Annotated in this window: 24 protein-coding genes; 14 read left to right on the top strand and 10 right to left on the bottom strand. The window is 71.4% G+C overall.

Features of this window, described 5'->3' with window-relative positions; genetic code table 11:
• The first annotated feature begins 161 nt into the window (after nucleotides 1-161).
• Nucleotides 162-1,832: a hypothetical protein gene (locus CU044_RS14380; RefSeq protein WP_193563971.1), complete on the top strand. Its 1,671-nt coding sequence runs from the start codon at nucleotides 162-164 to the stop codon at nucleotides 1,830-1,832.
• 42 nt (nucleotides 1,833-1,874) lie between these two features.
• Here the strand turns inward: CU044_RS14380 and CU044_RS14375 are convergent, their stop codons facing one another.
• Nucleotides 1,875-2,072: a hypothetical protein gene (locus CU044_RS14375; RefSeq protein ID WP_129768967.1), complete on the bottom strand. Its 198-nt coding sequence runs from the start codon at nucleotides 2,070-2,072 to the stop codon at nucleotides 1,875-1,877.
• The gene (locus CU044_RS14370; RefSeq protein ID WP_129768966.1) at nucleotides 2,069-2,431 is read right to left on the bottom strand and encodes a DUF6415 family natural product biosynthesis protein; all 363 of its coding nucleotides are present in this window, start codon (nucleotides 2,429-2,431) and stop codon (nucleotides 2,069-2,071) included. The genes CU044_RS14375 and CU044_RS14370 overlap by 4 nt, the downstream gene beginning before the upstream one ends.
• Nucleotides 2,432-2,667: 236 nt before the next feature.
• On the opposite strand from CU044_RS14370, the gene CU044_RS14365 reads away from it, so the two are divergent.
• Nucleotides 2,668-4,158, top strand: coding sequence for an XRE family transcriptional regulator (locus CU044_RS14365; RefSeq protein WP_240045593.1), 1,491 nt, complete (start codon nucleotides 2,668-2,670; stop codon nucleotides 4,156-4,158).
• Nucleotides 4,142-4,762 carry a 2'-5' RNA ligase family protein gene (locus tag CU044_RS14360; RefSeq protein ID WP_129768976.1) on the top strand — a complete coding sequence of 207 codons (621 nt, stop codon included), beginning with the start codon at nucleotides 4,142-4,144 and terminating at the stop codon, nucleotides 4,760-4,762. The genes CU044_RS14365 and CU044_RS14360 overlap by 17 nt, the downstream gene beginning before the upstream one ends.
• A 29-nt stretch (nucleotides 4,763-4,791) precedes the next feature.
• On the opposite strand, the gene CU044_RS14355 is transcribed toward CU044_RS14360, so the two are convergent.
• Nucleotides 4,792-6,072, bottom strand: a complete 1,281-nt coding sequence (locus tag CU044_RS14355) for an ABC transporter substrate-binding protein (protein WP_129768965.1) — start codon at nucleotides 6,070-6,072, stop codon at nucleotides 4,792-4,794.
• A gap of 174 nt (nucleotides 6,073-6,246) precedes the next feature.
• Here CU044_RS14355 and CU044_RS14345 point away from each other — a divergent pair, with 174 nt between their 5' ends.
• Together CU044_RS14345 and purU are read left to right on the top strand one after the other, a co-directional pair.
• The gene (locus CU044_RS14345; RefSeq protein WP_030351269.1) at nucleotides 6,247-6,693 is read left to right on the top strand and encodes a hypothetical protein; all 447 of its coding nucleotides are present in this window, start codon (nucleotides 6,247-6,249) and stop codon (nucleotides 6,691-6,693) included.
• A gap of 115 nt (nucleotides 6,694-6,808) precedes the next feature.
• Entirely contained in the window at nucleotides 6,809-7,702 is an 894-nt protein-coding gene (purU, locus tag CU044_RS14340) for a formyltetrahydrofolate deformylase (protein WP_129768963.1), read from the top strand.
• Nucleotides 7,703-7,792: 90 nt separating this feature from the next.
• Here purU and CU044_RS14335 read toward each other — a convergent pair whose 3' ends face one another.
• Both CU044_RS14335 and CU044_RS14330 read right to left on the bottom strand, forming a co-directional pair.
• Nucleotides 7,793-9,184: a maleylpyruvate isomerase N-terminal domain-containing protein gene (locus CU044_RS14335; RefSeq protein ID WP_240045591.1), complete on the bottom strand. Its 1,392-nt coding sequence runs from the start codon at nucleotides 9,182-9,184 to the stop codon at nucleotides 7,793-7,795.
• Nucleotides 9,181-9,762: a sigma-70 family RNA polymerase sigma factor gene (locus tag CU044_RS14330; RefSeq protein ID WP_129768962.1), complete on the bottom strand. Its 582-nt coding sequence runs from the start codon at nucleotides 9,760-9,762 to the stop codon at nucleotides 9,181-9,183. The genes CU044_RS14335 and CU044_RS14330 overlap by 4 nt, the downstream gene beginning before the upstream one ends.
• A gap of 351 nt (nucleotides 9,763-10,113) precedes the next feature.
• On the opposite strand from CU044_RS14330, the gene CU044_RS14325 reads away from it, so the two are divergent.
• The 3 genes from CU044_RS14325 to CU044_RS14315 all read left to right on the top strand — a co-directional run bounded on the left by CU044_RS14325 (nucleotide 10,114) and on the right by CU044_RS14315 (nucleotide 12,152).
• A complete protein-coding gene (locus tag CU044_RS14325) occupies nucleotides 10,114-10,488 on the top strand; it encodes an STAS domain-containing protein (protein WP_129768961.1) in 375 nt (124 codons plus the stop codon).
• Between the two features lie 55 nt (nucleotides 10,489-10,543).
• The gene (locus CU044_RS14320) at nucleotides 10,544-11,059 is read left to right on the top strand and encodes an EF-hand domain-containing protein (protein WP_129768960.1); all 516 of its coding nucleotides are present in this window, start codon (nucleotides 10,544-10,546) and stop codon (nucleotides 11,057-11,059) included.
• A 619-nt stretch (nucleotides 11,060-11,678) separates the two neighbouring features.
• Entirely contained in the window at nucleotides 11,679-12,152 is a 474-nt protein-coding gene (locus CU044_RS14315; RefSeq protein ID WP_240045589.1) for an ATP-binding protein, read from the top strand.
• A gap of 251 nt (nucleotides 12,153-12,403) precedes the next feature.
• On the opposite strand, the gene CU044_RS14310 is transcribed toward CU044_RS14315, so the two are convergent.
• The gene (locus CU044_RS14310; RefSeq protein WP_129768959.1) at nucleotides 12,404-13,432 is read right to left on the bottom strand and encodes a helix-turn-helix domain-containing protein; all 1,029 of its coding nucleotides are present in this window, start codon (nucleotides 13,430-13,432) and stop codon (nucleotides 12,404-12,406) included.
• An 89-nt stretch (nucleotides 13,433-13,521) separates the two neighbouring features.
• Here CU044_RS14310 and CU044_RS14305 point away from each other — a divergent pair, with 89 nt between their 5' ends.
• From CU044_RS14305 to CU044_RS14295, 3 genes are all read left to right on the top strand, one after another.
• Nucleotides 13,522-14,826, top strand: coding sequence for an MFS transporter (locus CU044_RS14305; protein WP_240045588.1), 1,305 nt, complete (start codon nucleotides 13,522-13,524; stop codon nucleotides 14,824-14,826).
• Nucleotides 14,827-14,959: 133 nt separating this feature from the next.
• Entirely contained in the window at nucleotides 14,960-16,318 is a 1,359-nt protein-coding gene (locus CU044_RS14300; protein WP_240045586.1) for an MFS transporter, read from the top strand.
• Nucleotides 16,319-16,477: 159 nt separating this feature from the next.
• Entirely contained in the window at nucleotides 16,478-16,975 is a 498-nt protein-coding gene (locus CU044_RS14295; protein WP_129768957.1) for a DUF5707 domain-containing protein, read from the top strand.
• An 85-nt stretch (nucleotides 16,976-17,060) separates the two neighbouring features.
• On the opposite strand, the gene CU044_RS14290 is transcribed toward CU044_RS14295, so the two are convergent.
• The 3 genes from CU044_RS14290 to CU044_RS14280 all read right to left on the bottom strand — a co-directional run bounded on the left by CU044_RS14290 (nucleotide 17,061) and on the right by CU044_RS14280 (nucleotide 19,998).
• A complete protein-coding gene (locus CU044_RS14290; protein ID WP_129768956.1) occupies nucleotides 17,061-18,230 on the bottom strand; it encodes an NAD(P)/FAD-dependent oxidoreductase in 1,170 nt (389 codons plus the stop codon).
• A gap of 110 nt (nucleotides 18,231-18,340) precedes the next feature.
• Entirely contained in the window at nucleotides 18,341-19,012 is a 672-nt protein-coding gene (locus CU044_RS14285; RefSeq protein ID WP_129768955.1) for a pyridoxal 5'-phosphate synthase, read from the bottom strand.
• Between the two features lie 338 nt (nucleotides 19,013-19,350).
• Nucleotides 19,351-19,998: a TetR family transcriptional regulator gene (locus CU044_RS14280; RefSeq protein ID WP_129768954.1), complete on the bottom strand. Its 648-nt coding sequence runs from the start codon at nucleotides 19,996-19,998 to the stop codon at nucleotides 19,351-19,353.
• A 283-nt stretch (nucleotides 19,999-20,281) separates the two neighbouring features.
• Between CU044_RS14280 and CU044_RS14275 the strand changes: the two genes are divergently transcribed.
• Both CU044_RS14275 and CU044_RS14270 read left to right on the top strand, forming a co-directional pair.
• Nucleotides 20,282-21,199 carry a VOC family protein gene (locus CU044_RS14275; RefSeq protein ID WP_165371892.1) on the top strand — a complete coding sequence of 306 codons (918 nt, stop codon included), beginning with the start codon at nucleotides 20,282-20,284 and terminating at the stop codon, nucleotides 21,197-21,199.
• Nucleotides 21,200-21,322: 123 nt separating this feature from the next.
• A complete protein-coding gene (locus CU044_RS14270) occupies nucleotides 21,323-23,803 on the top strand; it encodes a PQQ-binding-like beta-propeller repeat protein (protein WP_240045584.1) in 2,481 nt (826 codons plus the stop codon).
• 107 nt (nucleotides 23,804-23,910) lie between these two features.
• Here the strand turns inward: CU044_RS14270 and CU044_RS14265 are convergent, their stop codons facing one another.
• On the bottom strand, nucleotides 23,911-24,732 hold the full coding sequence (locus CU044_RS14265; RefSeq protein WP_129768952.1) for a hypothetical protein: 822 nt from the start codon (nucleotides 24,730-24,732) through the stop codon (nucleotides 23,911-23,913).
• A gap of 223 nt (nucleotides 24,733-24,955) precedes the next feature.
• Between CU044_RS14265 and CU044_RS14260 the strand changes: the two genes are divergently transcribed.
• Nucleotides 24,956-25,513, top strand: a complete 558-nt coding sequence (locus CU044_RS14260) for a hypothetical protein (protein ID WP_129768951.1) — start codon at nucleotides 24,956-24,958, stop codon at nucleotides 25,511-25,513.
• The last annotated feature ends 103 nt before the right edge of the window (nucleotides 25,514-25,616 follow it).

Below are 25,616 nucleotides of genomic sequence, written 5' to 3'. Positions count from 1 at the left end.
GTGATCAAGTCCGGGACGGGGTGGGCGAATTCGGACCCGTTATCAGCGTCTTGAGGGGGCGTGTTGTTACTGGACCGACGCGCGTGGCAGCGGTCGCGATTCACCCGGTAGCGTGAACCGACGATTCGGTAGGTCCACACGTTCCACACGTAGGAGTCCCGGTGACGCACAGCGGACAAGGGGATGAGCCGCAGCACCCCGCCGCGCGCCCCGCGCACGAAGGCGTGGTGCTGCCCAGCGACGGCAGCGGGCCCTGGATTCCCGGCACGGCCGCGGACCAGGACCGGGCCGTGCCGGCCGGCGGGCAGCCGTGGGGGCAGCCCTGGGGGCCTCAGGACGGCCGCCAGGAGCAGCAGCCCGGGTACGGCGGCGGCGCGCCGTCGGCCCCGCAGGGGCAGGGCGTACCGCAGTCGTACGAACAGACCTACGGCCAGACCTACGGGCAGGCGTACGAGCCGCAGCAGGGCGGTCAGTCGTACGGCGCTCCGCTCCCGCCTGCCCAGGGGCAGCCGTTCACGGGACAGCCGGCCGAGGGACAGCCGTACGCGCCGTACCAGCAGTATCCGCAGGGGCAGCAGCTTCCGCCGGCGCGGTCGCAGCCCTTGCCGCAGCCCCTGCCTCCGGCGCAGCCCCACGCGCAGCCTCTGCCGCTGCCCGCCGAGTCGCCCGCGCCGGGAAGCGCGGACGCGACGCAGTATCTGCCGCCGGTGCCCGCGATGGGGGACTCGGACGCCACGCAGTTCATCGCCCCGGTCGCCCCGGTCCCGCCGGGCCCCGGCATGCTGCCGCCGGAGAGCTCCGCGGAGGCCACGCAGTACCTGCCGTCCACCGCGCCCCCTCCGCAGGGCCCGGACTCGGACGCCACGCAGTTCATCGCGCCCGTCTCCGCCCAGGGTGCCCCGGCCGCGCCCTCCGGAGCCCCGTACGGCATCCGGCCCGGCGCCCCGGGCGACCGCCAGCCGCCCGCGGAGTTCGACAACCTCTTCCGTACGGACGGGCCGAGCGGGGGACAGGGCGCGGAATCGACGCAGCAGATGCCCCCGTTCGGCGCGGGCCGCGGTCCGCAGCCGCAGCAGCAGCCCCAGCAGCAGCGCGCGCCGTACGGCCAGCAGCCCGCCGCGTACCAGCAGCCGGCCGCCGCGTACCAGCAGCCGCCGGCACGGCAGGACCCGGCGGGCGGCGGCCGTGGCACGGCGCGCCGCAAGTCGTCCCGGGTGCCGGTGATCGCGGCCGTGGTCGTCGGCTGCGCCGTCCTCGGCCTGGGCGCGGGCGCGCTGATGAGCGACGGCGGCGATGCGCCCAAGGACGACAGCAAGACGGTGGGGTCGGCGAGTTCACCCAGCACCGAACCCTCCACCCAGGCCGCCGCCCCCGACCCGGTGAAGCGACAGGCCGAGGCGCTCGACAAGCTCCTCGCGGACAGCAACGACAGCCGCTCGGCGGTCATCAGCGCGGTCGAGGACATCAAGTCCTGCGACAACCTGGACCAGGCGGCCACCGACCTCCACGGGGCGGCCGAGCAGCGCCGGGGCCTGGTGACCCAGCTGGAGGCCCTGACCCTCGACAAACTGCCGAACCACGCCGCGCTCATATCCGCCCTCACCGACGCCTGGCAGGCCTCCGCCTCGGCGGACGACCACTACGCGCAGTGGGCCAAGCAGACCAAGGGCAAGAAGGGCTGCAAGGACGGCCGCGCCCGCACGACCTCGCAGGCGGCCAAGGCGAACCAGGCGAGCGGCGAGGCCACGGCGGCGAAGCAGAAGGCGTCGGGCCTGTGGAACAGCATCGCGACGAAATACGGCCTGACGGAACGCGCCCCGACCCAGCTGTAGCCCGCGTGGCCCGGTGGGCCCCGGGGGCCGGGACCGCGCGATCTACGGCGCGTCGTCGGCCACGTCAGAAGGCGGCCGGTCGCGCGGTACATACGCGGTCGATGAGGCGGGGCACGGGGGCAGATCGTCCCGCGTGATCGGATCTCCGTGCCACAGCAGAGTCACTCCGTGCTCCTGGCAGTAGGCGCCGGTCTCGTCCTCGTACGGGAAGTCGTGCCCGCCCGTGGCGCATCTGGTCACCGCGTCGGCTCCGCTCCGGCCGGGTCCGGGGCGTAGTGCTCCAGGAGCCACTGACAGTCGAGCGCGAGCAGCCGTACGTGAACGTGTGCCGTCAGAACTCCGGAGCCGAGTCCTCGCGCGGCGTGGCGCTGGATGCTGTCCAGGCGGGCGGTCAGCCGGTACCAGTCGGTGCCGCCACGCCACAGCCGGCCGGCCTCGGCGCGCGCGGTGGGGAGCAGCTCCGCGATGTGGCCGCGAAGCGCCGCGGCCAGCTCGGACAGCTCGTCGCGACTGCGGGTTCCGGAGCTGACCTGCCGAGCCTGGTCGATGCTGCTCTGCCATCGGGCGATCGCCGCTTCGGTCTCTGAGTTGGCGTCCACAACTGCCCCTGTCGGTCCGGTTCGGTATGTGCCGCAACGGTTTCAACTCTGGGCCTCTGAGTCGCGGGCAGCCGTGTCCAATTTTCTTGTCACCGCCACTGGCCTGTGATCTGCGGCAACTCCGGCTTCCGGATGGGGAAGTGGACGATTTGTGCCTCCAGCGCGTTACGGTTCCGCTCTACGGCGAGCGCAACGATCGCTACCTTGAGTGAATCCACGCGTACTCAGGGAGAACGATGATTCCGTCGCCGAAGCCGGGAGCAAAGGCGGATCGTGATGCCTTGCGTCATGAGATGTCGTCAGCCGGGTGCAGCACGCCAGAAATCGCCATTGAGATGCGTGTCCGCTTCCGCGTACGGCCTCGCGAGGCGTGGCGCCATGCCCTTGGGTGGACTCTGCAGGGGACAGCGGAGCGCATCTCCTCGTGCCCCGACTCCGCAGTCGCGGCGGACGCCTCTCTCGTAGGGAAATGGGAGAAGTGGCCCGGCCCGTCGAGCCGTCGGCCAACACTCCACGTTCTGGTCGTCCTGGCCACCGTCTACGGCTGCGAAGTCGAGGACCTTCTCGATATCGCGGACCGTCGTGCCCTGCCGGACAGTGACCTGAGGATTATTCGAAGCCGGACTCCCGAGCAGGCGATCACGGCGACGACCGACGGTGCCGTGATCACGCCGGAGCCCGAGTCGGACCGGGTGGTCGCCGCCGCCACTGAGTCCGCCACGTGGGCGCAGTGGGCCGAAGCTACGAACGTTGGCGATATCGCCCTGGAGCAGGTCTTTGCCGATGTACGGACACTCGCCTGTCAGTACTTGAACGGCGACGCCGTCGTCCTCTTCAATCGCACGCGGAGACTCCGTGATCGCGTCTTCGCGCTCATCGAAGGACATCAGCCACCGCGCCAGTCAGCGGACCTCTACGTGTCCGCCGGCTACCTTTGCGGGCTGCTCGCCTGGATCTCCAGTGACCTCGGCAACCTACGCGCGGCGGACACTCAGGGGCGCACGGCGTGGCTGTGCGCAGAAATGGCCGGACACAGTGAGCTGAGCGCCTGGGTCGCGTCCACACGCTCGAAGATCGCGTTCTGGGATGGGCGGTTGCGAGACGCCATCAACTACGCCCGACGCGGGACCGCATGCCGTCCGCGGGGCAGCGTGGGTGCGCTCCTCGCATGCCAGGAGGCCGATGCTTGGTCCAAGTTGGGCGCTGCTGAGGAGACCCGGTCCGCACTGCGGCGTGCCGCCGCGGCACGCGAGGCCATAGTGGGAAGCGACGAGATCGGCGGCCTGTTCTCCTGCAACCGCGCCCGACAGGAAAACTACGCGGCTGCCGCGCACCTGCGAATCGGTGCCTATCACGAGGCGCTGAGTGAAGCCGACACAGCGCTTGGCCACCTCGCCGCGCATCCCCCGCGCGCAGGTGGTACAGCGGCGCAGATCCACGTCAGCCGGGCTACGGCTCTGACCGGCATCGGCCATCCGGATGCGGTCATGGAGGCCCTCGCTCCGGTGCTAGCCCTGCCCCCGGAGTTGCGGTTCGCCCCGATCACCGAACGGATGCGTGACCTTGGTCAATTGATGGCCGCGCTACCGTCAGCCACGAGCCCCGTGCCCGCCGCGGCACGGCGTGCACTCAACGAATGGTGCCTTGACTCAGCACCACGGCGCTTTGCCCTCTCGTCAGGGGATGGCACTGCTGATTGGATCTCAGGTCATGACCACTCGACCTGAGCACCTGCGTAACCACTGGTGGTGGCGTCCCGGATGGGCTACCGGGCGGCGCTTCTACACCTGGCACCTGGTCTTCGACGGGCAGACGGACGTTCATCGATTCGCCGGTCAGTACCGTTCCGCGCTGGCCGGGGTAGACGGACTGGACCTGATTCCGGATCGGTGGCTGCATCTGACCATGCAGGGAATCGGCTTCGTCGATGAGATCGATCAGGCGGATGTGGACGCCGTCGTCGAGGCCGCCCGTGTTCGCCTGGCCGCCGTGCCAGCCTTCGACATCACGCTCTCCGCGCCGACAGTCGATCCAGAGGCGATCCTCTTCCCCGTGCGGCCCGAAGAGCCGCCGCGCGCCGTCCGCGATGCGATTCGGGCGGCGATCGGAGATGTTCTCGCCGAAGTGCCGGAGACGCCCGAGGGGTTCCGGCCCCACGTCTCAGTGGCGTACAGCAACAGCGACGGCCCTGCGGCCGCCATCCTGGAGACCCTCGGCGCGGCCAGCGTTCCACCGGTCAACGCGCGTATCGGGTCAGCAGAGTTGATCGTGCTGCACCGCGACAACCGTTTGTACGAATGGCAGCCGTACGCCACTGTGGAACTTGGCTGAGTCTCTGAGGTCCGCCACGTGCTGCCCAGCTAGTGCGTGCCGCTCAGGGTCTGGCCGACGTTCGCGAAGCCCTTTCGCTCCGCCACCAGCCTTCCGTCGCGCACCACTTGGAACGTCACGTTCCCGTTCACGATCCGGGGGAAGCCCGGCGTGCCCAGCATGTCCTCGTAGCGCCAGCGCAGCGGTGGGGTCAGGCCGCCCGTGTCGACGCGTACGCCGCGGTCCAGGCTGTCCGCGATCTTGCCGGAGGTGATCACATCGCTGTTGACCGACTCGATGACCGCCTTGAGGGCGGTGTACGCGATCCAGGTGGTCTGGGCGCCCGGGTCGGTCGGGTCGATGTCGTTGTCGCCGAAGGCGTACTTGTCGATCACGTCGCGCATCGGCTTCCACGCCGGGTCGCTCGCCACCGGGTACCAGCCGGTGAGGTACGCGTCCTCGAAGGGGCCGTCCTTGCCGCCCGTGCGGTTGATCAGCGGCTGGCCGACGCTGCCGAGGACCGACGAGACGCGGATGTCGCGGCCGTCCTCGGGGAGGCGGCGGTAGGAGTCGAAGAAGGTCTCCGTGCGGTCGCCGAGCACCGCGGTGACACAGCCGCCGTCCCCGGCGCCCTCGCGGGCGAGGGTGGACGCCTTGGTGTAGTCGGTGGCGTCCTCCGCCGCGCGGATGTCGGTGGCCGGGCCGCGGTTTCCCTTGGCCAGGCCGGAGTTGAGCAGCTCGGGCTGGTCGTCGCCGGTGATCGTGTCGGGCCGTACCAGCGCGGTCTTCTCGCAGTTGCGGGCCAGTTGGAGGCCGTTGCCCGCGAGGAGCGTGGCCTGGCCGCCGTTGACGGGGTAGGAGAGGAAGCTGGTGAACTCCTCCTCCGTGACGCCGTACCCGCCGAGGTACGGGATCGACGCGGCCTCCAGCGGTGCCATGAACTCGCGGCCGTGCTGGCTGTACGAGCCGACGACCGCGACGGCCTTCTCCTTCACCGCCCGGCGCGCGCACTCGGCGGCGCCCGCCGTGTCGTTGCGTTCGTTGCAGGTCAGGACGCGCAGCTCGTGGCCGTCGATGCCGCCGGACGCGTTGACCCAGCGGGCGTACGCCTTGGCCATGGCGGGCATACCGGGCAGGTTGGTGGCGTTGGTGCCGACCGGCGCCCAGGTCATGACCGTGACGGGCTCCCTGGAGCCCCCCGAGCCGCCAGGGAGAACGCCGCAGCCGGTCAGAAGGGAAAGAAGCGAAGCCCCGGCCGCTGTCATACAGAGAGCGCGGACCGCACTGGACTGGAATGGGCGGGGGGAGGTGGGGCGTCGCCAACCGGTCATAGTCCTGCACACTCGCGCCTTTCGAGTAACACCCGAGTGAGCGGGGACCAACGTTCGGTGTCCTGGAGGTGAATTACGGGGGCCCGGCCGGACGCCCCCGGGCGGAACGTAAAGTCGTGGACTGTGCAGCAAGGTTCCGAGAACTCTTCCCGTCGTGCCCGTCGCTCCCCCACCATGGGCGGCATGCCGCTCAATGACATGCCGTGGTGGCGCTGGCGCAGCAATGTGCGCTCGGCGCTGCACATGCTTTCCGATCCCGTCTTCCACCAGGAGTACTGGCTGGCCGGCCTGGAGGGGTACGGCGACGTCACCGACGCCGTCTACCGTCTCGTCGAGGACACCTGGCTGGACAACTGGTCCGCCGAGAAATACGTCGGCACGATCTTCCGCGACTCGGGCGAGGCCGCCCTCGTCGATCTCGCCGTGCTCCGGGTGCTGCGCATCATGCACCAGGTCGGCGCGGACGCGCCCGTCTCCGCCTATCTGGAGCATCATGGCTGGCCGGAGGCGGTACGGGCGGCCCGCGAGGCGCACGTACGGCTGGCGACGAGCGACGGGGACGACCCGGATGTGGTGCCGACCTCGCTGGATGTGCTGCGGATCATGACGCGGTCCGCCTGACGCCGCTGTGGCATGGTGACGTCACCCGGAGTCATCGACGCGATGTCCGCGTCGCAATGTCCACGTACTGGCCGATTCCGGGGCGCGCGGGGCAGATGTGGGATCCTCTGGGGTCATGACCACCGCCACGCCGCCGCCCGCCGCCCCGCCGCCCGCCTCCTCCGATCAGTACGTCCTGACGCTGTCCTGCCCGGACAAGCAGGGCATCGTGCACGCCGTGTCGAGCTATCTCTTCATGACCGGCTGCAACATCGAGGACAGCCAGCAGTTCGGGGACCACGACACGGGTCTCTTCTTCATGCGGGTGCACTTCTCGGCGGACGCCCCGGTGACCGTGGAGAAGCTGCGGGCGAGCTTCGCCGCCATCGGTGACTCGTTCCGGATGGAGTGGGCGATCCACCGCGCCGAGGAGCGGATGCGGATCATCCTCATGGTCAGCAGGTTCGGCCACTGCCTGAACGATCTGCTCTTCCGGGCCTCCACCGGCGCGCTGCCGGTGGACATCGTCGCGGTCGTCTCGAACCATACGGACTTCGCCGATCTGGCCGCCTCGTACGACATCCCGTTCCACCACATCCCGGTGACCAGGGACACCAAGGCGGCGGCCGAGGCCGAGCTGCTGGAGCTGGTCCGCGCGGAGCGGGTGGAGCTGGTGGTGCTCGCCCGCTACATGCAGGTCATCTCGGACGATCTGTGCAAGCAGCTGAACGGCCGGCTCATCAATATCCACCACTCCTTCCTGCCGAGCTTCAAGGGCGCCAAGCCGTACCACCAGGCACACGCGCGCGGCGTGAAGCTGATCGGCGCGACGGCGCACTATGTGACCGCCGATCTCGACGAGGGCCCGATCATCGAGCAGGAGGTCGAGCGGGTCGGGCACCAGGTCACGCCCGCGCAACTGGTGGCGATCGGCCGGGACGTGGAGTGCCAGGCGCTGGCGCGCGCGGTGAAGTGGCACGGGGAGCACCGGATCCTGCTCAACGGGCACCGCACCGTCGTCTTCGACTGACGGGAACCGGTCGACGGGAACCGGTCGACGGGAACCGGGCGACGGAAATTGAACGACGGGACCCGGTCGACCGGCCCCGCGTGGGTGCTTTCAGAGACGGCTCATCGTGGCCGCCGCGAACAGCACATCCCTGATCGCCTCACGGTCGCCCTCCTGACCCGCCGCCGCGTCCTCCGGCGAGACCCGTCCGGCCACCAGCTGGCAGAACTCGACGCCGTCCAGCGCGACCTGCGCGACGGAACGCTCGCGGGAACCGACCGCCGCCGGCGAGTCCAGCGCGATGAACCAGTCGCCGCCGCCCGCGCCCTCGATCTCCAGATGCAGCGACCGGCCGGGCGAGCCCGCCGTCACCAGCTCCCGGGCCGGTGCCGCGAGACCGCTCCGGCGGCGGATGGCGAGCGCGGCGGGGAGCAGCCGGGTCGCCAGATCGATCATCTCGTGCAGATGGCCGGCGCTGGGCGGCTTGTACGGGTAGTCCACCGCCTCCGCGATGTCCGCGCCGTGCACCCAGCACTCGAAGGCGCGGTCGAGCAGCGCGTCGCGCAGGGGCAGGGCGAAGAACCCGTACGACACGGAGAGTTCGGCGACCCCGCGGCCCGCGAAGGACACCGTCCTGATGAGGGTGTGGCTCTGCTCGCGCCAGGGCTCGTGGATGGTGCGGGTCGGCGGGGGCTTCGCGGCCCGCCAGAAGCTCTCCGTACGCGCGGTCGGGTGGACGGGGGCGTCGGAGCCGCCGAGCGGGTCGTCGAGCCCGAGGGAGGTGGCGACCAGGCCGTCGACGGTCATCAGATGGCCGATCACCCCCGCGACGGTCGTCCGGCGGGAGACGGTCCCCTCGTCCTCGTACCACTTGAGCCGTACGGGCGCGTGCCACTCGGCGTCGCCGATGTCCCGCAGGAGCGCGTCGAGCCGCGCGGTCTCGGCGTCGTACGGAGCGGCCCAGCCGGGCACCGGGACACGGGCGGGGCGGCGGCCGAGAGCGTTCTCCAGCACGCGGGAGCGCAGCAGCGGGTCGAGGTCCAGGTTCCCGTCGGCGTGCAGCAGCCCTACGGCGTCGCGCAGCCGGAGCGCCTCGTCCGCGCAGGGGGCGCACTCGGTGAGGTGCGCTTCGACGAGCGCGGTCTCCTCGGCGGGGCAGGCGCTCAGCGCCCAGGCTCCGAGCAGTGACATGAGCACCTTGTGCGACAGCGGCTCGGCGGCGGGCGGCGCTTCACGTCCCTCGGTCACGTCACGCCCCGCGGGCGCCACACGTCCCTCGGTCACGTCACGCCCCGCGGGCGCCACACGTCCCTCGGGTACGTCACGCCCCTCGGGCACGTCACGCGCTCCCGGTGTCTCACGTGTCTCACGGGCCCGCGGGCGCTCCTCTTCCGTCACGTCCACGTCGTCCGGCGGCGTCCTCGGACCGGGGATACGGAGGAAACCCGCCGGCTCGTCGGGATCGCGGCCGTCACGGGAGCCGCCGTCCAGCGGGCCGGTCACAAGGAACGTCCGTTTCCCGGCGGCGACGAGCCACTCCGTGCCTGGGTGTTGGCCGTGGAGAGCAGTTGCAGCCCGAGCCGCAGCCGGCGCCGTGCCTCGTCCTCCGTGACACCCAGGTCCGCCGCGGTCTGGCGGTAGTCCCTGCGCTGGAAGTACGCCAGCTCCAGTGCGTTCCACAGGGGCGTCGGCATCGACCTGACTATGTAGTCCGCCCGCGCGGCCACCGAGACCCGGCTTATCTTCTGCTCCAGTTCCTCCGCCGAACCGTCGCCGCGCGCCTCGTACGCCTCCGCTTCCGTACGCCGGAGCCGCTGCACGGCCAGCCGCTGTGTGACTTTCGCCACCCAGGAGCGTATGGAGCCCTGTTTGGGGTCGTACGTGTCCGGGTTCTCCCAGACATGACCGAACACTTCACGGGTGACCCGGTCGGCCGCGGCGTCGTCGTCGAGTACCCGATGGGCCAGGCCGTGCACCAGGGACGCGTACCGGTCGTACAGCTCCCCGAGAGCCGCCGCCTCGCCCCGCGTCAGCCGCTGGTGCATCCTGCGGTCCCACCGGGGCGGTGTGTCCTTCGCCATGCGACCCCCAGCCCTGTTCCTCTGTGCGCCTGCCTGTGCCTCTGTCCGTTCCCGTGCCCCTGTCCACCATCATGTCGAAGCCCGTCGGCGGCCACCGTTGGCCATCGTTCCCTCGAATGTAGTGGGCGCCGCAGATAACGCACTCCCCTTTGCCCAAGTGCGCCCCCGAGGCGCTCCTGCGGGTCCGGCGCGGACGGCGGCGGGCGGCGAAGTGGGGTGTGACAACGTTTCACGGGGGCGCGGCGGGGCAGTGGCGGGATGAGGAAGGGCCACTTCCGGATCAGCCTCTTCGGGCTTTTGCGGATCGTCTCTTCCGGATCAGCCCAGGTACCCGAGGAAAGGTCCAGGCGCGTGACGCTCACGATGGAGGAGTCCGAGCAGGACCCGTGGACCGTGCTGCACATCACCGGTGAACTGGACATCGTGACCTCGCCGGAGGTCCGCCAGCGGGTCCATGACGCGGTCGCCGCCGGGCGCCACTCGGTGGTGCTCGACCTCTCTCAGGTGTTCTTCTGCGACTCCAGCGGGGTCGGCGTACTGATCGCCTCGCGCAGACTGCTCCACTCCTGCCGCGGCAGACTCCATGTCATCCTGCCGGCCCGTGGCGCCGAGGCGGGGTCGCACGTCAACCGGGTTCTGGCGGCCCTGGGCGTACGCCGGCTCTTCGAGGTCTATCCGGACGTGCCCGCGGCCGTCGACGACGCGGTCCAGCCGCTTTCGGCATAGCGGCTCCGCGCGTAACGGGACACATCGCGGCCCCCGGCCGTCGTACGCTCCGGGGATGGACAGCGCAGAGTACGAGGCCAAGATCGCCTCCCGGTTCGCAGCCTTCGACCAGGACGGCAGCGGGTACATCGACCGTGAAGACTTCAGCGGAGCGGCGGCGGCGCTGCTCGCCGAGTTCGGTACGACGGCACGCTCCGACAAGGGACAGGCGCTCTACAGCGGGGCCGAGGCGTTCTGGCAGGGCATGGCCGGGATCGCCGACGTGGACGGCGACCAGCGGGTCAGCAGGCAGGAGTTCGTCACCGGCGCGGTGAAGCGGCTGCGCGACAACCCGGAGCGGTTCGCGGAGATCGCCCGCCCGTTCCTGCGCGCCGCGATCGCCGTGGCCGACGAGGACGGCGGCGGGGTGACCCCGGCGTCGGCGGAGCGCGCGCTGAGGGTGCTCGGCGTCGAGCCGGAGGCGGCGACGCGGGTGGCGGCGGAGCTGGACGTGGACCACGACGGCAGGATCCACGAGGGGGAGATCCTGTCCGGTTTCGCGGCGTACTACGTGACGCCCGAGCCCGGATGAGCGGTGCGGGGCCGGTGCGCCGGCCCCGGTGACCCGCTCGGTCATCGGCCGCGGCGAATCGCTCGGTCATCGGCCGCGGTGACGTGCTCGGTCCCTGGCCGCGGCGACATGCCTCGGCAACTCACCCCTGCGACTCGCCCGGTAACTCCCTTCCGGTGGAAGGGGAAAGCTCTGGCCTCAGCACTGTGATGCGTCACCGTCCGTGGCCGGAACGCGCCGTCCGGGGCCGATACCGGGTTGTGTCCTGCCGACGGGCCGTCACACGCCGGAGTCGAGTCCGGCCTCCGGTACGCTCCGTGGGGTGCGAGAGGTTGCGAGGCGCGACGGTCGCGGTGCTGCCGGTACGGCGGCTCCGGGATCGCGAATGCGCGCCGCTCGCGCGGTACATAGGCGCCGTGCGCGCCCGTGTTCGACTCCCCGCGACGCGCGTCGCACAGTATGCACTACGCGTACTCCTTCGCGCTGGAATATGCCCGAAGCGCTTGTTGCGGTGACTGTACGTCAACCATGCTGTCTCGCAAGGAAATCACGTTCCGTAACTCTTGAGACTCTTGTGACTCTGTTGAGGACCTTGTCGAGGCGCGAGGCGATGTGTCCGCCGGTTCGGATGGTGTGAGCGGTGCAGGTGCTTCAGGTTCAGTTGGAGGTCGGGCCGGATCCCGCGGAGGTGGGGCGGGCCCGCAGATGGGCCCGTTCCAGGCTGGCCGGTTCCGGCATAGAGGACGATGAGCCGGTCGCCGAGACGCTGATCCTGCTCATCTCGGAGCTGGTCACCAACGCCGTGGTGCACACGGGCTGTCCGGCGGTGCTGCGGATGCTCTTCGGTTCCGGTGCGGCCGAGGCCGGGACCGTACGGGTGGAGGTCGCCGATGCCAGCGCCTGCCCGCCGCGTCCGCGCCACGCGGACGGCGAGGACACCAACGGCCGCGGTCTGGAACTCGTCGACGGTCTGGCCGACCGGTGGGGCTGGCAGCCGGAGGGCGCGGGCAAGCGCATCTGGTGCGAGGTCGACAGAAGCGCGCCGGGGGTAGCGCCGGAAGCATATGCCCCGGCCGTCTATGAGCCCTCGTGCGCTGTGCCGCGGCCGGCGTGACGCGCCGATCCCCCGAATCGCCGTTGACGGGGCACTCCGGCGTGATCACGCTGGGGTGAGCGATCCGCCGCGAGGGGACGCCGAGGGCGCGGGTCGTGTCCTCGGCGAGTGCGGTTCGTGGCCCGGTGCCGGTTCTCGGAGCCCGGACGCCGGGGTGAGCCGGATGGCGGACGGCGACGCGGCGCGTGCGCGCCCGCCATCCGGCTCCTGAACGCCCCTGCTGAACGCCCCCGTACCTCACCGGTCCGTACTTACCGGTCCGCTCCGGCTCCGGCTCCCGCGCCTGCGGCCGTGCCGGTGCCCGTGCCCGCGCGGAACGTACGGCGGTAGACCGTCGGCGGAACGCCCAGCGCCGACTGGAGATGCTGCCGCATCGACTGCGCCGTGCCGAACCCCGCGTCCCGCGCCACCTGATCGACCGACAGATCCGTCGACTCCAGCAGATGCCTGGCCCGTTCGACCCGTTGCAGCACCAGCCACTGCCCCGGGCTGATCCCGGCCTCCTCGCGGAAGCGGCGCGTGAACGTCCGTACGGACATCGACTCCTGCTCCGCCATGTCCCGCAGCTGTATCGGTTCGTGGAGGCGCGTGAGGGCCCAGCCGCGCGCGGTCGCGGTGGTCGCCAGCTGCGGTTCGGGGACCGGGCGTTCGATGTACTGCGCCTGGCCGCCGTCCCGGTACGGCGGGACGACCGTACGCCGCGCGACCTCGTTGGCGACCGCCGTGCCGTGATCGCGCCGGACGATATGCAGGCACAGATCGATCCCGGCGGCGACCCCCGCGGAGGTCAGTACATCGCCGTCGTCGATGAACAGGACGTCCGCGTCCACCTTGACCCGCGGGAACAGCCGCTGGAAGTGGGCGGCGGAGGACCAGTGGGTGGTGGCGGGGCGGCCGTCCAGATATCCGGCGGCGGCCAGTACGTAGCTGCCCGTGCAGATCGAGACCATGCGCGTGCCGGGCCGCAGCCGGGCGAACGCGGCGTGGAGTTCGCCGGTGAGCCTGCCCTCGTCGAAGACCGGACCCAGTTCGTAGGACGCGGGAATGACGACCGTGTCGGCGGTGGCGAGCGTCTCGGGGCCGTTCTCGACCAGGATCGAGAAGTCGGCGTCGGTCCGTACCGGCCCCGGTTCCCGGACCGAGCAGGTCACGATCTCGTACAGCGGCTCGCGGGAGGAGTCACGCGCGCGGCCGAAGATCCGCTGTGGGATGCCCAGTTCGAAGGGTATCGCTCCGTCGAGGGCGAGGACGACGACCCGGTGCGGGCGGCGGTCCGGCATGGTGTGGCTCTCCTGTCCTCCGGTCTTCGTGGTCCGTTCCTCGGATGGACTCTGGTGGTCCAGACCATTCCTTGATATCAGTCGCGTCTGTGACAGAAAAGCGCACGGTGGCTCCGGGCATTCCCGAGCCGGCCGCCCATCCGTACGAAGCCCCGGCCGGAACGGCGCCGGAAGGGGTCGTCCGTACCCTCTGGAACCGTAACTTCCGGCTCTTCTTCCTCGCCCGTACCATCGCGCGCTTCGGGGACGGCATGGTGCCCGTCGCCCTCGCCGCCGGTCTGCTCGACGCCGGGTACGGCGCGTCGTCCGTCAGCTTCGCGCTCGGCGCCTGGATGGCGTGCTTCGCCGGGTTCGTGATCGTCGGGGGAGTGCTGGCCGACCGGTTCACGCCGCGCCGGATGATGGTGCTGGCGGACGGCGTACGACTGGTGGGCACGGCGGTGCTGGCCGTCGCCTTCGCCGCGGGCGCGCCCGCGCCCGCGCTCTGGCTCGTCTACGCGCTCAGCGCGCTCAACGGCCTGGGCGCCGCGATCTTCCAGCCGGGGGTGGCCAGCATGCTCCCGCGGCTCGCGCCCGATGTGCAGCGGGGCAACGCGGTGCTGCGGGTCGCGGAGTCGCTGACCGCGATGGCGGGCCCCGCGATCGCGGGCGCGCTGGCCGGCTTCGGCGGGCCCGGCCTGATCTTCGGGGTCAACGCGGCCACCTTCGGCATCAGCGGGATCTGTCTCTTCCTGATCCGGATGGCGTCGGTCGCGCCGGTGGTGACCGGTGAGTCGATGCTCGCCGAACTCCTCGGCGGCTGGCGCGAGTTCCGGGCCAGGTCCTGGCTGTGGGGGGTCATCGCCGTCTGGTCGGTGTACGGCATCACGGTGCTCGGCCCGATCACACCGCTGGAGGCGGTCGTCGTCACCGAGCGGCACAGCTCGGCGATGTTCGGTCTGATGATGACGGTCCATGGCGCGGGCAATGTGGCGGGCGGGCTGCTGGCGATGCGACTGCGGCCGGTCAGACCCCTGTTCGCGGGCGCGCTCTCGCTGTTCGGGGTGATCGCGAACGTCCTGGTCCTGGCGTACGACGTGCCGGTGCCGCTGCTGGCCGCGGGCTTCTTCGTCGGGGGTGTGTCGCTGGCGTTCTGGCTGGTCATGTGGTCGACGACGGTCCAGACGCAGATCCCCGACGAGGCGCTCAACCGGCTGCACGCGTACGACGTGGCGGGTTCGCTGATCATGCTGGCGGTGGGGCGGGCGCTGGCCGGGCCGGTCGCGGAGGCGGTGGGGGTACGGGAAGTGCTGGTGGCCGGGGCGGTGATCAACGTGGGGGTGTGCGCGGTGCTGCTGTCCGTACCGGCGATCCGGGGCCTGAAACGGGTGGAGCGGGTGGAGCGGGTGGAGTGAGCGGAGTGAGCGGAGTGACGGCGGAGGTCGTGGGGGCGGTGGTCGTGGGGCGGTGCGAGGGCGCGCGAGGGGGTGGCCCGATCCCAGCGAATGCTGACCGTCGGGCCACTCGTCGGCGGCCCGGCGCCCCCCGATGCTGTCTGACGTGACCCAGACAACCGACCTCTCCTCGAACGGCGCCGAGGCGCCCGACCCGTCCGTGCCGCTTGAGCCCCCCGCGCCGCTCCCGCCCCGCGCCCCGGGGCGCGTCCACCGGGCCTGGTTCGTCGCCGCCGTCACGTTCGTGACGATCATCGGCGCGGCGGCGTTCGCCTCGCTGCCCGGTCTGCTGATCGAGCCGCTGCACACGGAGTTCGACTGGTCGCGCGGCACGATCGGCTTCGCCGTCTCGGTCAACCTGGCGCTGTACGGACTGACCGCGCCGTTCGCCGCGGCGCTGATGGACCGCTTCGGTATCCGCCGGGTCGTCGCCGTCGCGCTCACCATCATCTCGGTCGGTTCCGTACTGACCGTTTGGATGACCGCGGCCTGGCAGCTGGTCCTGTACTGGGGCGTCCTGGTCGGTCTCGGCAGCGGTTCGATGGCGCTCGCCTTCGCCGCGACGGTGACCAACCGCTGGTTCGTGGCGCGGCGCGGACTGGTCACCGGCATCCTCACCGCGGCCGGCGCCTCGGGGCAGCTGGTGTTCCTGCCGCTGCTCTCCTGGCTGGTGGAGCACCACGGCTGGCGCCCGGCCGCCGTCACGGTCTCGCTGGCCGCCCTCGCGGTGGTTCCGTTCGTCTGGCTGCTGCTGCGGGACCATCCGGCGGACGTCGGCCTGCCCGCGTACGGCTCCGGGACGTTCGTACCCAAGCCCGCGCCGGTGACGGGCGCCGCGCGGCGCGCGGTCTCGGTGCTGATCTCGGCGGCGCGCACCGGGCCGTTCTGGCTGCTCGCCGGGACCTTCGCGATCTGCGGCGCCTCGACGAACGGCCTCGTCAAGACCCACTTCGTACCGGCCGCCCATGACCACGGCATGCCGATCACGGCCGCCGCCTCGCTGCTCGCGGTGATCGGCGTCTTCGATGTGGTCGGCACGATCGCCTCCGGCTGGTTCACCGACCGCTTCGAGGCCCGCAGGCTGCTGGCGGTCTACTACGCGCTGCGCGGTGTCTCGCTGCTCTTCCTGCCCATGCTGCTGGCGCCTTCCGTCCAACCGCCGATGGTCTTCTTCATCGTCTTCTACGGCCTGGACTGGGTCGCCACCGTCCCGCCGACGATCGCCCTGTGCCGCGAGCACTACGGCGAGGACAGCGCGATCGTCTTCGGCTGGGTCCTCGCCTCGCACCAGGTCGGCGCGGCGGTGATCGCCTTCGCGGGCGGTCTGGCGCGGGATGTCTTCGGCTCGTACGACGTGGTCTGGTACGCCTCGGGGGCGCTGTGCGCGGCGGCGGCGCTGATGGCGCTGGTGATCAGGCGCAGGCCGGTCGTGGCCGGCTCCATCCCTGGTTAGAGGAGCTGATCATCCCGGAGCCCGAGGACCGCGCGGATCCGCGCTCATAGGCTCGATCACATCACGGAACGCACCGGCAACCGGTTGTTCCCGTTCCGTGCGGTGGCCGAGCACCCGAGGTCGCTGATCCGCGTGATGTCCGTTCCGAGGAGGATCCCCATGTCCCTGCGCATCGTCGTTCCGTCGCTCATCGGTGCCGTCGCTCTCGGCGGTGTCGCCATCGGTGGCATCGCGTCGGCCAGCTCGCCCGGCACCCCGTCCGGCACGCCGTCCGCCGCCCCGTCCGCCGCCGCGCCCGCCAAGCCGTCGGTGGAGAACAGCGCGGCCCGCTACGTCGCCCCGGCCGGCGGCGCCGCGGGCTCGCTCACCTTCACCGCGAAGGTGACCGACGCCTCGGGAGTCCGGAGCCTCAAGGTCCTTGCCTGGCCGAAGAGTTCGGACCTCAGGCCGACGGCCGCGGAAGTGGCGACCGCCGAGAGTGCCACGTGCGAGAAGTCCTCGGCGCGGACCTCCGCGTGCACCTACACCCTGAAGGTCACCCCCGAGGAGGCCGCCGAGCTGCCCGAGGGCGCCTGGAACGTCTCCGTGCTGGCGACGGCCAAGGACGGGGACACGACGTTCGTGCCCGAGGCCGCGACCTTCGACGTCCCGCGCTGACCCCGCCGCCGTGCCCTCTCGTGCGTGAGAGAGGGCACGGCGACAGGCCCTGACGAGTCAACAGGCCCTGACGAGTCGACGGGCCCTAACGAGAAGACGCGGTCCGGGAGGAGGCCAGGGCCTTCGCTATCTTGCGCGCGTCCCTCGCCATCTCGCGGAGGTTCCCGCTGATCGGGTTGGTGAAGCCCGTGAAGTAGAGGCCCGGCGCCCGCTCCGGGGTACGGCCGCCGTGGGCCACCGGACGCCCCCGCTCGTCCAGTACGTCCAGATGCCCCAGCAGGTCCTCCAGGGCCCGGCGGTACCCGGTCGCCGCGATGACCACGTCGGGCGCGATCCGGGAGCCGTCCGCCAGTACGACCTTGCCGGGCTCGAAGGACTCGACCGCCGCCACCGGTTCGACCCGGCCCTTGCGTACCGCCTTGACCAGACCCACGTCCTGCACCGGGATCGCGCCCTCGCGCACCCGCGAGTACAGGCCCGTGTCCGGGCGCGGCAGACCCTTCGACGACAGGTCGGGCACCGAGATCCGGCACAGCACCCGCGCCGCGCGGTCGACCAGCCGGACCGGCAGCCGGCGGATCAGCACGGCGGTCGCCTGCGACGGCCAGCCCAGCGTGGAGCGGCGCACGATGTGCGGGACGGTACGGATCGCGAGGCGCACCCGCGCCGCGCCGCCCTCGACGAGGTCCACGGCGATCTCCGCGCCCGTGTTGCCCACTCCGACGACCAGTACGTCCTTGCCCTCGTACGGCCGGGGGTCGCGGTACTCGCCCGCGTGCAGCAGCTCGCCGCCGTACGACTCACGGCCGGGCCAGGACGGCAGCCTCGGCGTGTGGTTGTAGCCGGTGGCCACGACGACGGCGCGGCCGGTCAGCTCCCGGCCACCGGTCGCGCGCAGCAGCCAGCCGGTCCCGTCGGGGGAGCGCTCGATCCGGGTGACCTCCACCCGGGTGACGATGTCCAGGCCGTGGTACTCCGCGTACTTCTCCAGATAGCGCACCAGCTGCGCGCGGGGCACCCAGCGCCCGAAGGAACGCGGGATCCGCAGACCGGGCAGGGCCGACATCCGGCGCGTGGTGTGCAGCCGCAGCCGGTCGTAGTGGCGGCGCCAGGAGGCCGCGACGGCATCGGACTTCTCCAGTACGACGGCCCGTACGCCCTGTTCGCGCAGCGCGGCCGCGACGGCGAGCCCACCGGGGCCCGCGCCGATGACATACACGGGAAGGCTGTGGGCGCGGTCGGAATCGTCGGGCATGAAAGCTGAGCGTAATCGGAACCTCACTTGTTGGGACTCGGTCAAGACAAGGAAAGGGTTGCGAATCGATCACATCCGGCGTACGGCGGCGCGCGGCGGCGTACGGCGGCTCATGGCCAGAGCAATTCCCTTACCCACAGGGCTCCTTCGCGCCGGTAGCGCAGCCGTACATGCTGTCTGCGCGCGTCGCCCTGGAAGAACTCCGCCTCGTCCGGCACGAGCGTGTACGCGGTCCAGGACGGCGGCTGCGCGTCCGGCTCCCGCCGTGCCCGGTCCCACGCCGCCGCGCTCGCCTCCGCCAACTCCCCGGCCGAACAGAGGACTTCGCTCTGCCGCCCGACCAGCGCCGAGGCCAGCGCTCCCGTCGAGCGGACCCGCAGATCCGCGCCGCTCTCCTCGGCACCGGCCGTGCGGACCCCGCCCCGCAGGCGTACGGCACGCCCCTGCGCCTCCCAGTAGAAGCCGAGCGCGGCCTCGGGGCGCGCGGCCAGCTGGCGGCCCTTGCGGCTGGTCGCGTGCGAGGCGAAGTGCCAGCCGTGTGCGTCCGCGTCGTGCAGCATCAGCGTCCGTACGTCGGGCCTGCCCTGTTCGTCGACGGTCGCGAGCGTCATCGTGTGCGGCTCCGGCTGGCCGGCGGCCACCGCCTCGGCGAACCAGCGGTGGAACAGCGGCAGCGGCTCGTCGGGCGCGTCCGCCGGATCGAACACGGGCAGGTCGGTGTCCCAGACGGGCTGGGCGCGCAGCAGGGCGCGGAAGGTCTCTTGTCGCCTGTCGTCGTCCATGCGGACCATTCAACTGGCTGGTGGTGGAGCGGCTGACGCATTCAGGGGGGTGTTCCCGGCGGAGGAGGCCGGTGCGCTGATCGGGGCGCTGGTGGAACGGCTGCTGCCGCCGGCGTGACAGAACGGGGCGGGGCACGTCGTACGTGTGTACGTGACCGCCGGCCCAGGCGCCGGCCCGCTTCGGCGGGTTACGTCAGTCGGGGTACCGCTGTTGTCGCTCGGTGCGGCTGGCGCCGCTGTTCATGCGGTTCGTACGGTTCCTGCTGGTCGTGCTGGTCGTGCTGGTCCTGCTCGTCGTGCTCGTCCTGCTGTTCGTGCTGGTGCCCTCGGGCGGCGCGCTACTTCGCGGGCTTCTTGCCGGTGATGCCCAGATGGACCAACTGGGCGAGCGTCGGCCGCAGTTCGGCCTGCTTCACGCCCCAGCTCTGGAAGCCCTTCTGGTGCGAGGCCACCGAGGCGAGCAGCACGACCAGCGAGCCTGCCAGCGCCGCCGGGCTGATGTCCTTGTCGATCCTGCCCTTGGACTGAAGCTCCTTCACGGACTCCGTGAGGGAACCGGTCACTGAGTTCAGGATCTTCATACGGATCTTGTTGAACCTCTTGTCGCCCTCCGCCGCGCCCAGATCGACCACCCGGAGGATGGCGTCGTGTTTGCGCCAGAAGTCGAGGAAGCCGTCGACGAGTTCCTCGGACGTCTGCCAGCCGGCCTTGCCGGCCCAGGAGCGGCCGGAGACCAGCCCGGTCAACCCGGCGCCCTCCTTGGCCATTTCCTCGGCGATCTCAAGGACGGCGCCCTCGACGTCCGGGAAATACTGGTAGAAGGTCGCGGGTGACGTGCCCGCCTTGCGGGCGACGTCGATGACTTTGACGTCCCGGTACGGCGAGGAGCTGAGCATCTCGCCGAGGCAGTCGAGCAGCTTCTGCCGCGTCGCCTGCCCGCGTCGACCAGCCACGCGGCCGTCGACGGTGCGCACTTGTCCTGTCATGCAGTCAGCTTACCGAGGGGTGATCCCAGCGCGATTTGGCCGAAGCAAATGGGGAACCGGCCATCGCGCGGCGGGTCCGGCGCGGGCGTCGGCGCGGGCGTCGGCACGGGCGTCGTCGGGGGGCGCGCGGGTGGATCCGGGAGGCGGGCGGCGCGGGCGCGGGCTTGAATAGTGTTATCAACAGCCTGTGGACAACTTCGGTGGATAACTCGGGGTGGCGGCGGGTTCACGCTGCGATAATGAATCAATTGTTCTATTTATCCATACGGAAGGAGTCCGGGACATGGACGCATTCGCGGAAGGCACGCCGTGCTGGGTGGATGTGTCACTCCCCGATCTGGAAGCGGGCAAGCGCTTCTACGGGGAGCTGTTCGGCTGGACCTTCGGCCGGGCCAGGGGCATGGACGACGAGCACTACACCGTGGCGTTCAGCGGCGGGAAGCGCGTCGCGGGCCTCGTCGCCAAGCGGGACGGCCGGATGCCGACCGTATGGACCGTCTACTTCGCCACCCCGGACGCCGACGCGCTCAGCGAGCGGATCAGGGAGACCGGCGGCCAGATGGTGCGGGAGCCGCTGGCCGTCGGACGGTTCGGCGTGATGGCGCTGGCCGCCGATCCGGCGGGCGCGGTCTTCGGACTCTGGCAGGTGAGCGAGGACCTGGGCTTCGAGAAGACGGGCCTGCCGGGATCCTTCTGCTGGACGGAGGTCTACACGAGGGACAAGGAGAGCGTCGATCCCTTCTACGAGAAGGTCTTCGGCTTCCGGGGGAAGGACCTCCCGGGGGACGGCGTCGACTTCCGGCTGTGGTCCCCGGCCGGTTCCGCGCCGGGCTCGGACAGCGCGATCGGCGGGCGCAGTGTGATGACGGACGCGTTCCCGGCGGAGCTGCCCGGTCATTTCCTCAGCTACTTCTCGGTCGACGACTGCGACGAGACGGCGGCGGCGGTCGTCCGGCTCGGCGGCCGGATCACCGCACCTCCGTTCGACATCGACTACGGACGGATGGCGGGGCTGCTGGACAACCAGGGCGCGTACTTCGCTGTTCTGGCCGAGCCGACGCGTGAGCCGGAGCGCGCGCCGGGGCCGGAAGCGGCGGTGGTGACAGGGGTGGGACCGGGTGCGGAGGACCGCGCGGCGGAGGGGTCCGAGCGGGGCGCGAGACCCGGGCAGGAACGGGAAGCGGAGCCGGAAAGCGCATGAAGTGTCCGGATCGGGATGAGACACCCCGATCCGCCCCCGGGTTCGCAACCGCCGCCTCCGACAGGAAGAATCAGGGGGCACGGGGCCGTACCGTTGTGGCCCGTACGGGGAGGTGGCACGCAAGTGGAGCAGCTGACGCAGCACGACCCGAGGCGCATCGGCCCTTTCGAGGTGCTCGGGCGGCTCGGAGCCGGCGGCATGGGGCTGGTCTATCTCGCGCGCTCGGCGTCCGGCCGCCGGGTGGCGATCAAGACGGTGCGCACCGAGCTTGCCGAGGACCAGTTGTTCCGGGTCCGCTTCACGAGAGAGGTGGAGGCCGCCCGCGCCGTCAGCGGGTTCTACACCGCGGCCGTCGTGGACGCCGATCCGCGGGCCGCCGTGCCCTGGCTGGCGACGGCGTATGTGCCCGCCCCCTCGCTGGAAGAAATAGTGAATGAGTGCGGTCCGATGCCCGCCCAGGCGGTGCGCTGGCTGGCGGCGGGGATCGCGGAGGCGCTCCAGTCCATCCACGGCGCCAACCTCGTGCACCGCGACATGAAGCCGTCGAATGTCCTGGTGGTGGAGGACGGCCCCAGGGTCATCGACTTCGGTATCGCCTCCGGGGTCTCCAACACCCGGCTGACCATGACCAATGTCGCCGTGGGCACGCCCGCGTACATGTCGCCCGAGCAGGCCCGCGACTCGCGCAGTGTGACGGGCGCCAGCGATGTCTTCTCGCTCGGCTCGACGCTCGTCTTCGCCGCCACGGGACACGCGCCCTTCCATGGCGCCAACCCCGTCGAGACGGTCTTCATGCTGCTGCGCGAGGGCCCGGACCTGGCGGGGCTCCCGGAGGAGCTGCGACCGCTCATCGAGGCGTGCATGAAGATGGACGCCTCGCAGCGGCCCTCGCCCGCCGACCTCCAGGCCCAGCTGGCCCCGCATCTCTTCGCCTCGGGCAGCGACGACAGCGGCACCGCGTCGGCGTGGCTGCCGGATCTCGCCACCGCGATGATCGAGCGCCGCCGGGCCGGCGGCCGGGGCACTTCGCCCGCCGTACGGCCCGCCGGTGCCGTCGCCCCCGTACCGCCCAGACCCGCGCACGAGCCGCCGGTGCCCGCGCAGGCGGGCCCCGACTGGGACGCCGCGTGGCGGCCCGGCGCGGCGCGGCAGGGCGGCGGCGGGAACGAGAACCAGCACGGGGGCCGCTCCGAGCCGTCCCCCGCGATGTCGCCGCCCGCCCTGCCGCACGCGCCCCGCTCCGCGCCCCAGGACGGCCCGGTCAGACTGCCCGGCTCGCCGGTGCCGATCGGCCCCGGCCCCCGGGTCGCGGACACGCGCGTCGGCGTCGGCGGCGCCGACGCGGGCCCCGCCACCGGCTGGATCCGCCCGCCCGCCGGGCTGAACGGCGCGGAGGGACCCACCGGCCACGCGCCCGCCCCGGCCGCCCCGCCGGTGCCCTCGCCGGCCCAGCCCCCCGACGGCGCTCCCGGCCGCTGGCGGCCCTGGCGGTTCCGGATGTCCAACGACGTCTGGGGGACACCGGTCGTCGACGGCGACCTGCTGTACGTCACCTCCTTCGAGGTGCACGCGCTCGATGTGGCCAGCGGACGCCGCCAGTTCAAGACCCGGGACGTGGCGTGGGCGATGGCCGTCGCCGGAGGCCGGATCCATGCCTCGGACGGGCCGACGCTGTACGCGCTCGACGGCGCGGACGGCACCGAGCGCTGGCGGCTCCAGACGGACGCCTGGGTGTACTCCCTGAAGGTCGACCGGGGCACGGTCGTCACCGGCACGCGCGGCGGCGGCGTCCAGGCGTGGGAGGCGTCGAACGGCGACAAGCTGTGGGAGACCGCCGGGGCCCAGACGGACTTCGAGACGCCGGAGGCCGGGCCCGTGATCCACGACGGCACGGTGTACGTGTGGAAGGACGCCCGGCTGCTCGCGCTGGACGCGCGCACGGGCACCGAGCTGTGGTCGTATCCCGTCGGGGACGCCGCCTCCTGCGGGGGCGTGCCGGTGCGGGTACGGCCCGCCGCCGACGGCCAGTTGTATGTCTCGGCCGGTACGCGCGTGCTCTCCATCGACCTGGCCAGCGGCCATGTGCGCTGGCACTTCGAGGCGCCCGCGGTCTTCCTCTCGCCGCCGGCCTTCGCGCCGGGACCGGCCGTGACCGGCGGCGGTGTCTATCTGGCCGACTACCTCGGCACGGTCTACGCGCTGGACGCCACCACCGGCAAGGACCGCTGGCGCATCGCGACGGAGTCCCGGCAGTCGATCGAACCGGTGCTGGTCGCGGACGGCAACATCCATGTCGGCAGCGGCAGCGCGCTGTACACGCTGGACGCGGTGACGGGCACGCCCAAGTGGCGCTTCGCGGCGGGCGGCGAGGTCATCGGCGCGCCGGTCGTCGCCGACGGCCGGCTGCACTTCGGCTCGGCCGACCATGTCCTCTACACGCTCGACGCGAGCGGCGGCCAGCTGCGCTGGAAGCTGGCGACGGGCGGCGAGATCACGGGCTCGCCCGTGGCGCGGCGGGGCGTGGTGTACGCGTGCAGCAAGGACCGCTGTGTGTACGCGCTGGACGCGGTGAAGGGGACGGCGACGGGGCGCGCGTCGAGATGACGAGCCGGAGCGCGGGCCGATCGCGGGCCGGATAACGGGCCAGTTGGCGGGGCGCCTCGGGGCCTGCGGCCGACGTCCGTCAGGGGCGGTCAGGGGGGCAGGGGCGGTCAGCGTGGCCGGGGGGCGTCGGGCGGTTCTTCGGGAGGCGCGCCCTCCGGCGGTGTGGAGCTCGGGCTCCACGGCTCGTCGGAGATCCGGGGGAGCGACTGGGTGTCGCCGTCGTGCCGGGACCACTCCTCCGGGGGTGAGGTCCGCGGCGGCTCGGGCTCGTACCCGTACCGCTCGTATCCGTACCGGTCGTACGGCTGCGACGGCTCGTATGGCTGCGAGGGCTCGTACGGAGGCTGGTACTGCGGCTGTGGCTGGGGCTGTTCGTACCGCGGCTGCTCGTACTGAGGCTGGTACCGCTGGTCGTACGGGGGCTGGTACGGCTGGGGCTGGTACTGCTGTTGGTACTGCTGTGGGTTCGGGGGCGCGTAGTCGTAGCGGGGCTCAAGCTCCCCGCGCCGCGCGCGGCGCAGGCGCCAACTCATCACCAGCGCCGCCAGCAGCAGCAGGATCCCGCCGCCGAGGGCGTACGCGACGCCGGTGCCCAGGCCCGAACCGTTGGCGCTGACACCGAGACCGTCCGCCGACTGGCCCTGGCGCACCATCCACAGGACCGTGAAGCCGAGCACGACAAGACCGGCCAGCCCCACGAACATCCGCGAACGCAGCACGACGGCGAACAGCGTGAGCAGGGCGGCGAAGAAGAAGGGCAGCGCGAGCGAGTAGAAGACGTGGGCGCCGCTGCCCGAGATGCCGTTGAACAGGTCGGAGACCGGGTAGTCGCTCCCCTCCTTGCCGTCGTACCAGGGACGGAAGGGACCGAGGACGGCGGCGGCCGCTCCGATGAGAGCGAGCAGCGAGCCGAGGATGTTACGGACCATCGCCGGCCCTCCTTCGCGGTGCGTGATCGTGCTCCGCTGGCGACGCTACGCCGCGTGTCCTGACCCCGCCACGCGACCGCCGGGCGTGCGCCACGTGGCCGAGGGCGCCCGTGCCCCAACTGCTAAGGTGTCGCGCGCTATTGACAGGTCCATGGGCAGCGCGGCTCCTGGGCCATCGGGTGAGTGAGTACCCGAGTGAGCACAACGGGGGAGTGGTTCGAACGTGATGCGTCGACGTCTGAAAATCGCGGCCGTACTGGTCGTGGTGGTGCTGGCCCTGACGGGGTTCTCGTCCTCCACGGGCGGCAAGAGCGGCAAGAGCCGCGGATCGAGTGGCGGCAGCGGCAGCGGCAGCGGCAGTGGTGGCGGGGGAGGCTGCTCCAACTCCAAGAAGAGCAACGGTTCGTACTCGGGCTCGCACGCGGACGACGACTACGACTCCGATGACGACTACGGCTCGTCCGGCAGCTCGTACGGCGACCCGACGCCCGCGGCCACGGCCACGGACGGTCCGGAGGCGCGGGTCGTGACCTGCGTCCGCAAGGCGAAGGGCAAGCGGAAGGCCGTCACCTACGCGACCGTGCGGGTGACAGCGACCTCAGGTCCGACGGACAGCTACGAGGTCGACGTGAGGTTCGAGGACGCCTCCGGCTCGGTCGTCGACTTCGGCGACGCGAACGTCGAGCTGGACGGCGGGGAGACGACGACGGTCAGGGTCCCGATGGACAGCCCGAAGCAGGTCTCACGGGTGCGGGAGTGCGTGGCGACCGTCCAGAGCTAGGGTCGTTCGTTTGGATCAGGCCGGATCAGGGAGCGGGGTCTGGTGGAGGGGGTCCCTCCCGTGCCGTTCAGGCTACGGGGGAGGATCGCGAGGCGGAGGAGGG

Source organism: Streptomyces sp. L-9-10 (assembly GCF_004151105.1).
In the GTDB taxonomy this organism is placed as follows: domain Bacteria; phylum Actinomycetota; class Actinomycetes; order Streptomycetales; family Streptomycetaceae; genus Streptomyces.
This window is presented reverse-complemented; position numbering and strand designations above follow the sequence as displayed.

Excerpts from the sequence above, each read along its gene's own strand:
- CU044_RS14365 (WP_240045593.1), top strand. The coding sequence starts at position 2,668 with ATGATTCCGTCGCCGAAGCCGGGAGCAAAGGCGGATCGTGATGCCTTG.
- CU044_RS14360 (WP_129768976.1), top strand. The coding sequence starts at position 4,142 with ATGACCACTCGACCTGAGCACCTGCGTAACCACTGGTGGTGGCGTCCC.
- CU044_RS14355 (WP_129768965.1), bottom strand. The coding sequence starts at position 6,072 with ATGACCGGTTGGCGACGCCCCACCTCCCCCCGCCCATTCCAGTCCAGT.
- CU044_RS14345 (WP_030351269.1), top strand. The coding sequence starts at position 6,247 with ATGGGCGGCATGCCGCTCAATGACATGCCGTGGTGGCGCTGGCGCAGC.
- purU (WP_129768963.1), top strand. The coding sequence starts at position 6,809 with ATGACCACCGCCACGCCGCCGCCCGCCGCCCCGCCGCCCGCCTCCTCC.
- CU044_RS14330 (WP_129768962.1), bottom strand. The coding sequence starts at position 9,762 with ATGGCGAAGGACACACCGCCCCGGTGGGACCGCAGGATGCACCAGCGG.
- CU044_RS14320 (WP_129768960.1), top strand. The coding sequence starts at position 10,544 with ATGGACAGCGCAGAGTACGAGGCCAAGATCGCCTCCCGGTTCGCAGCC.
- CU044_RS14310 (WP_129768959.1), bottom strand. The coding sequence starts at position 13,432 with ATGCCGGACCGCCGCCCGCACCGGGTCGTCGTCCTCGCCCTCGACGGA.
- CU044_RS14300 (WP_240045586.1), top strand. The coding sequence starts at position 14,960 with ATGCTGTCTGACGTGACCCAGACAACCGACCTCTCCTCGAACGGCGCC.
- CU044_RS14295 (WP_129768957.1), top strand. The coding sequence starts at position 16,478 with ATGTCCCTGCGCATCGTCGTTCCGTCGCTCATCGGTGCCGTCGCTCTC.
- CU044_RS14290 (WP_129768956.1), bottom strand. The coding sequence starts at position 18,230 with ATGCCCGACGATTCCGACCGCGCCCACAGCCTTCCCGTGTATGTCATC.
- CU044_RS14285 (WP_129768955.1), bottom strand. The coding sequence starts at position 19,012 with ATGGACGACGACAGGCGACAAGAGACCTTCCGCGCCCTGCTGCGCGCC.
- CU044_RS14280 (WP_129768954.1), bottom strand. The coding sequence starts at position 19,998 with ATGACAGGACAAGTGCGCACCGTCGACGGCCGCGTGGCTGGTCGACGC.
- CU044_RS14275 (WP_165371892.1), top strand. The coding sequence starts at position 20,282 with ATGGACGCATTCGCGGAAGGCACGCCGTGCTGGGTGGATGTGTCACTC.
- CU044_RS14265 (WP_129768952.1), bottom strand. The coding sequence starts at position 24,732 with ATGGTCCGTAACATCCTCGGCTCGCTGCTCGCTCTCATCGGAGCGGCC.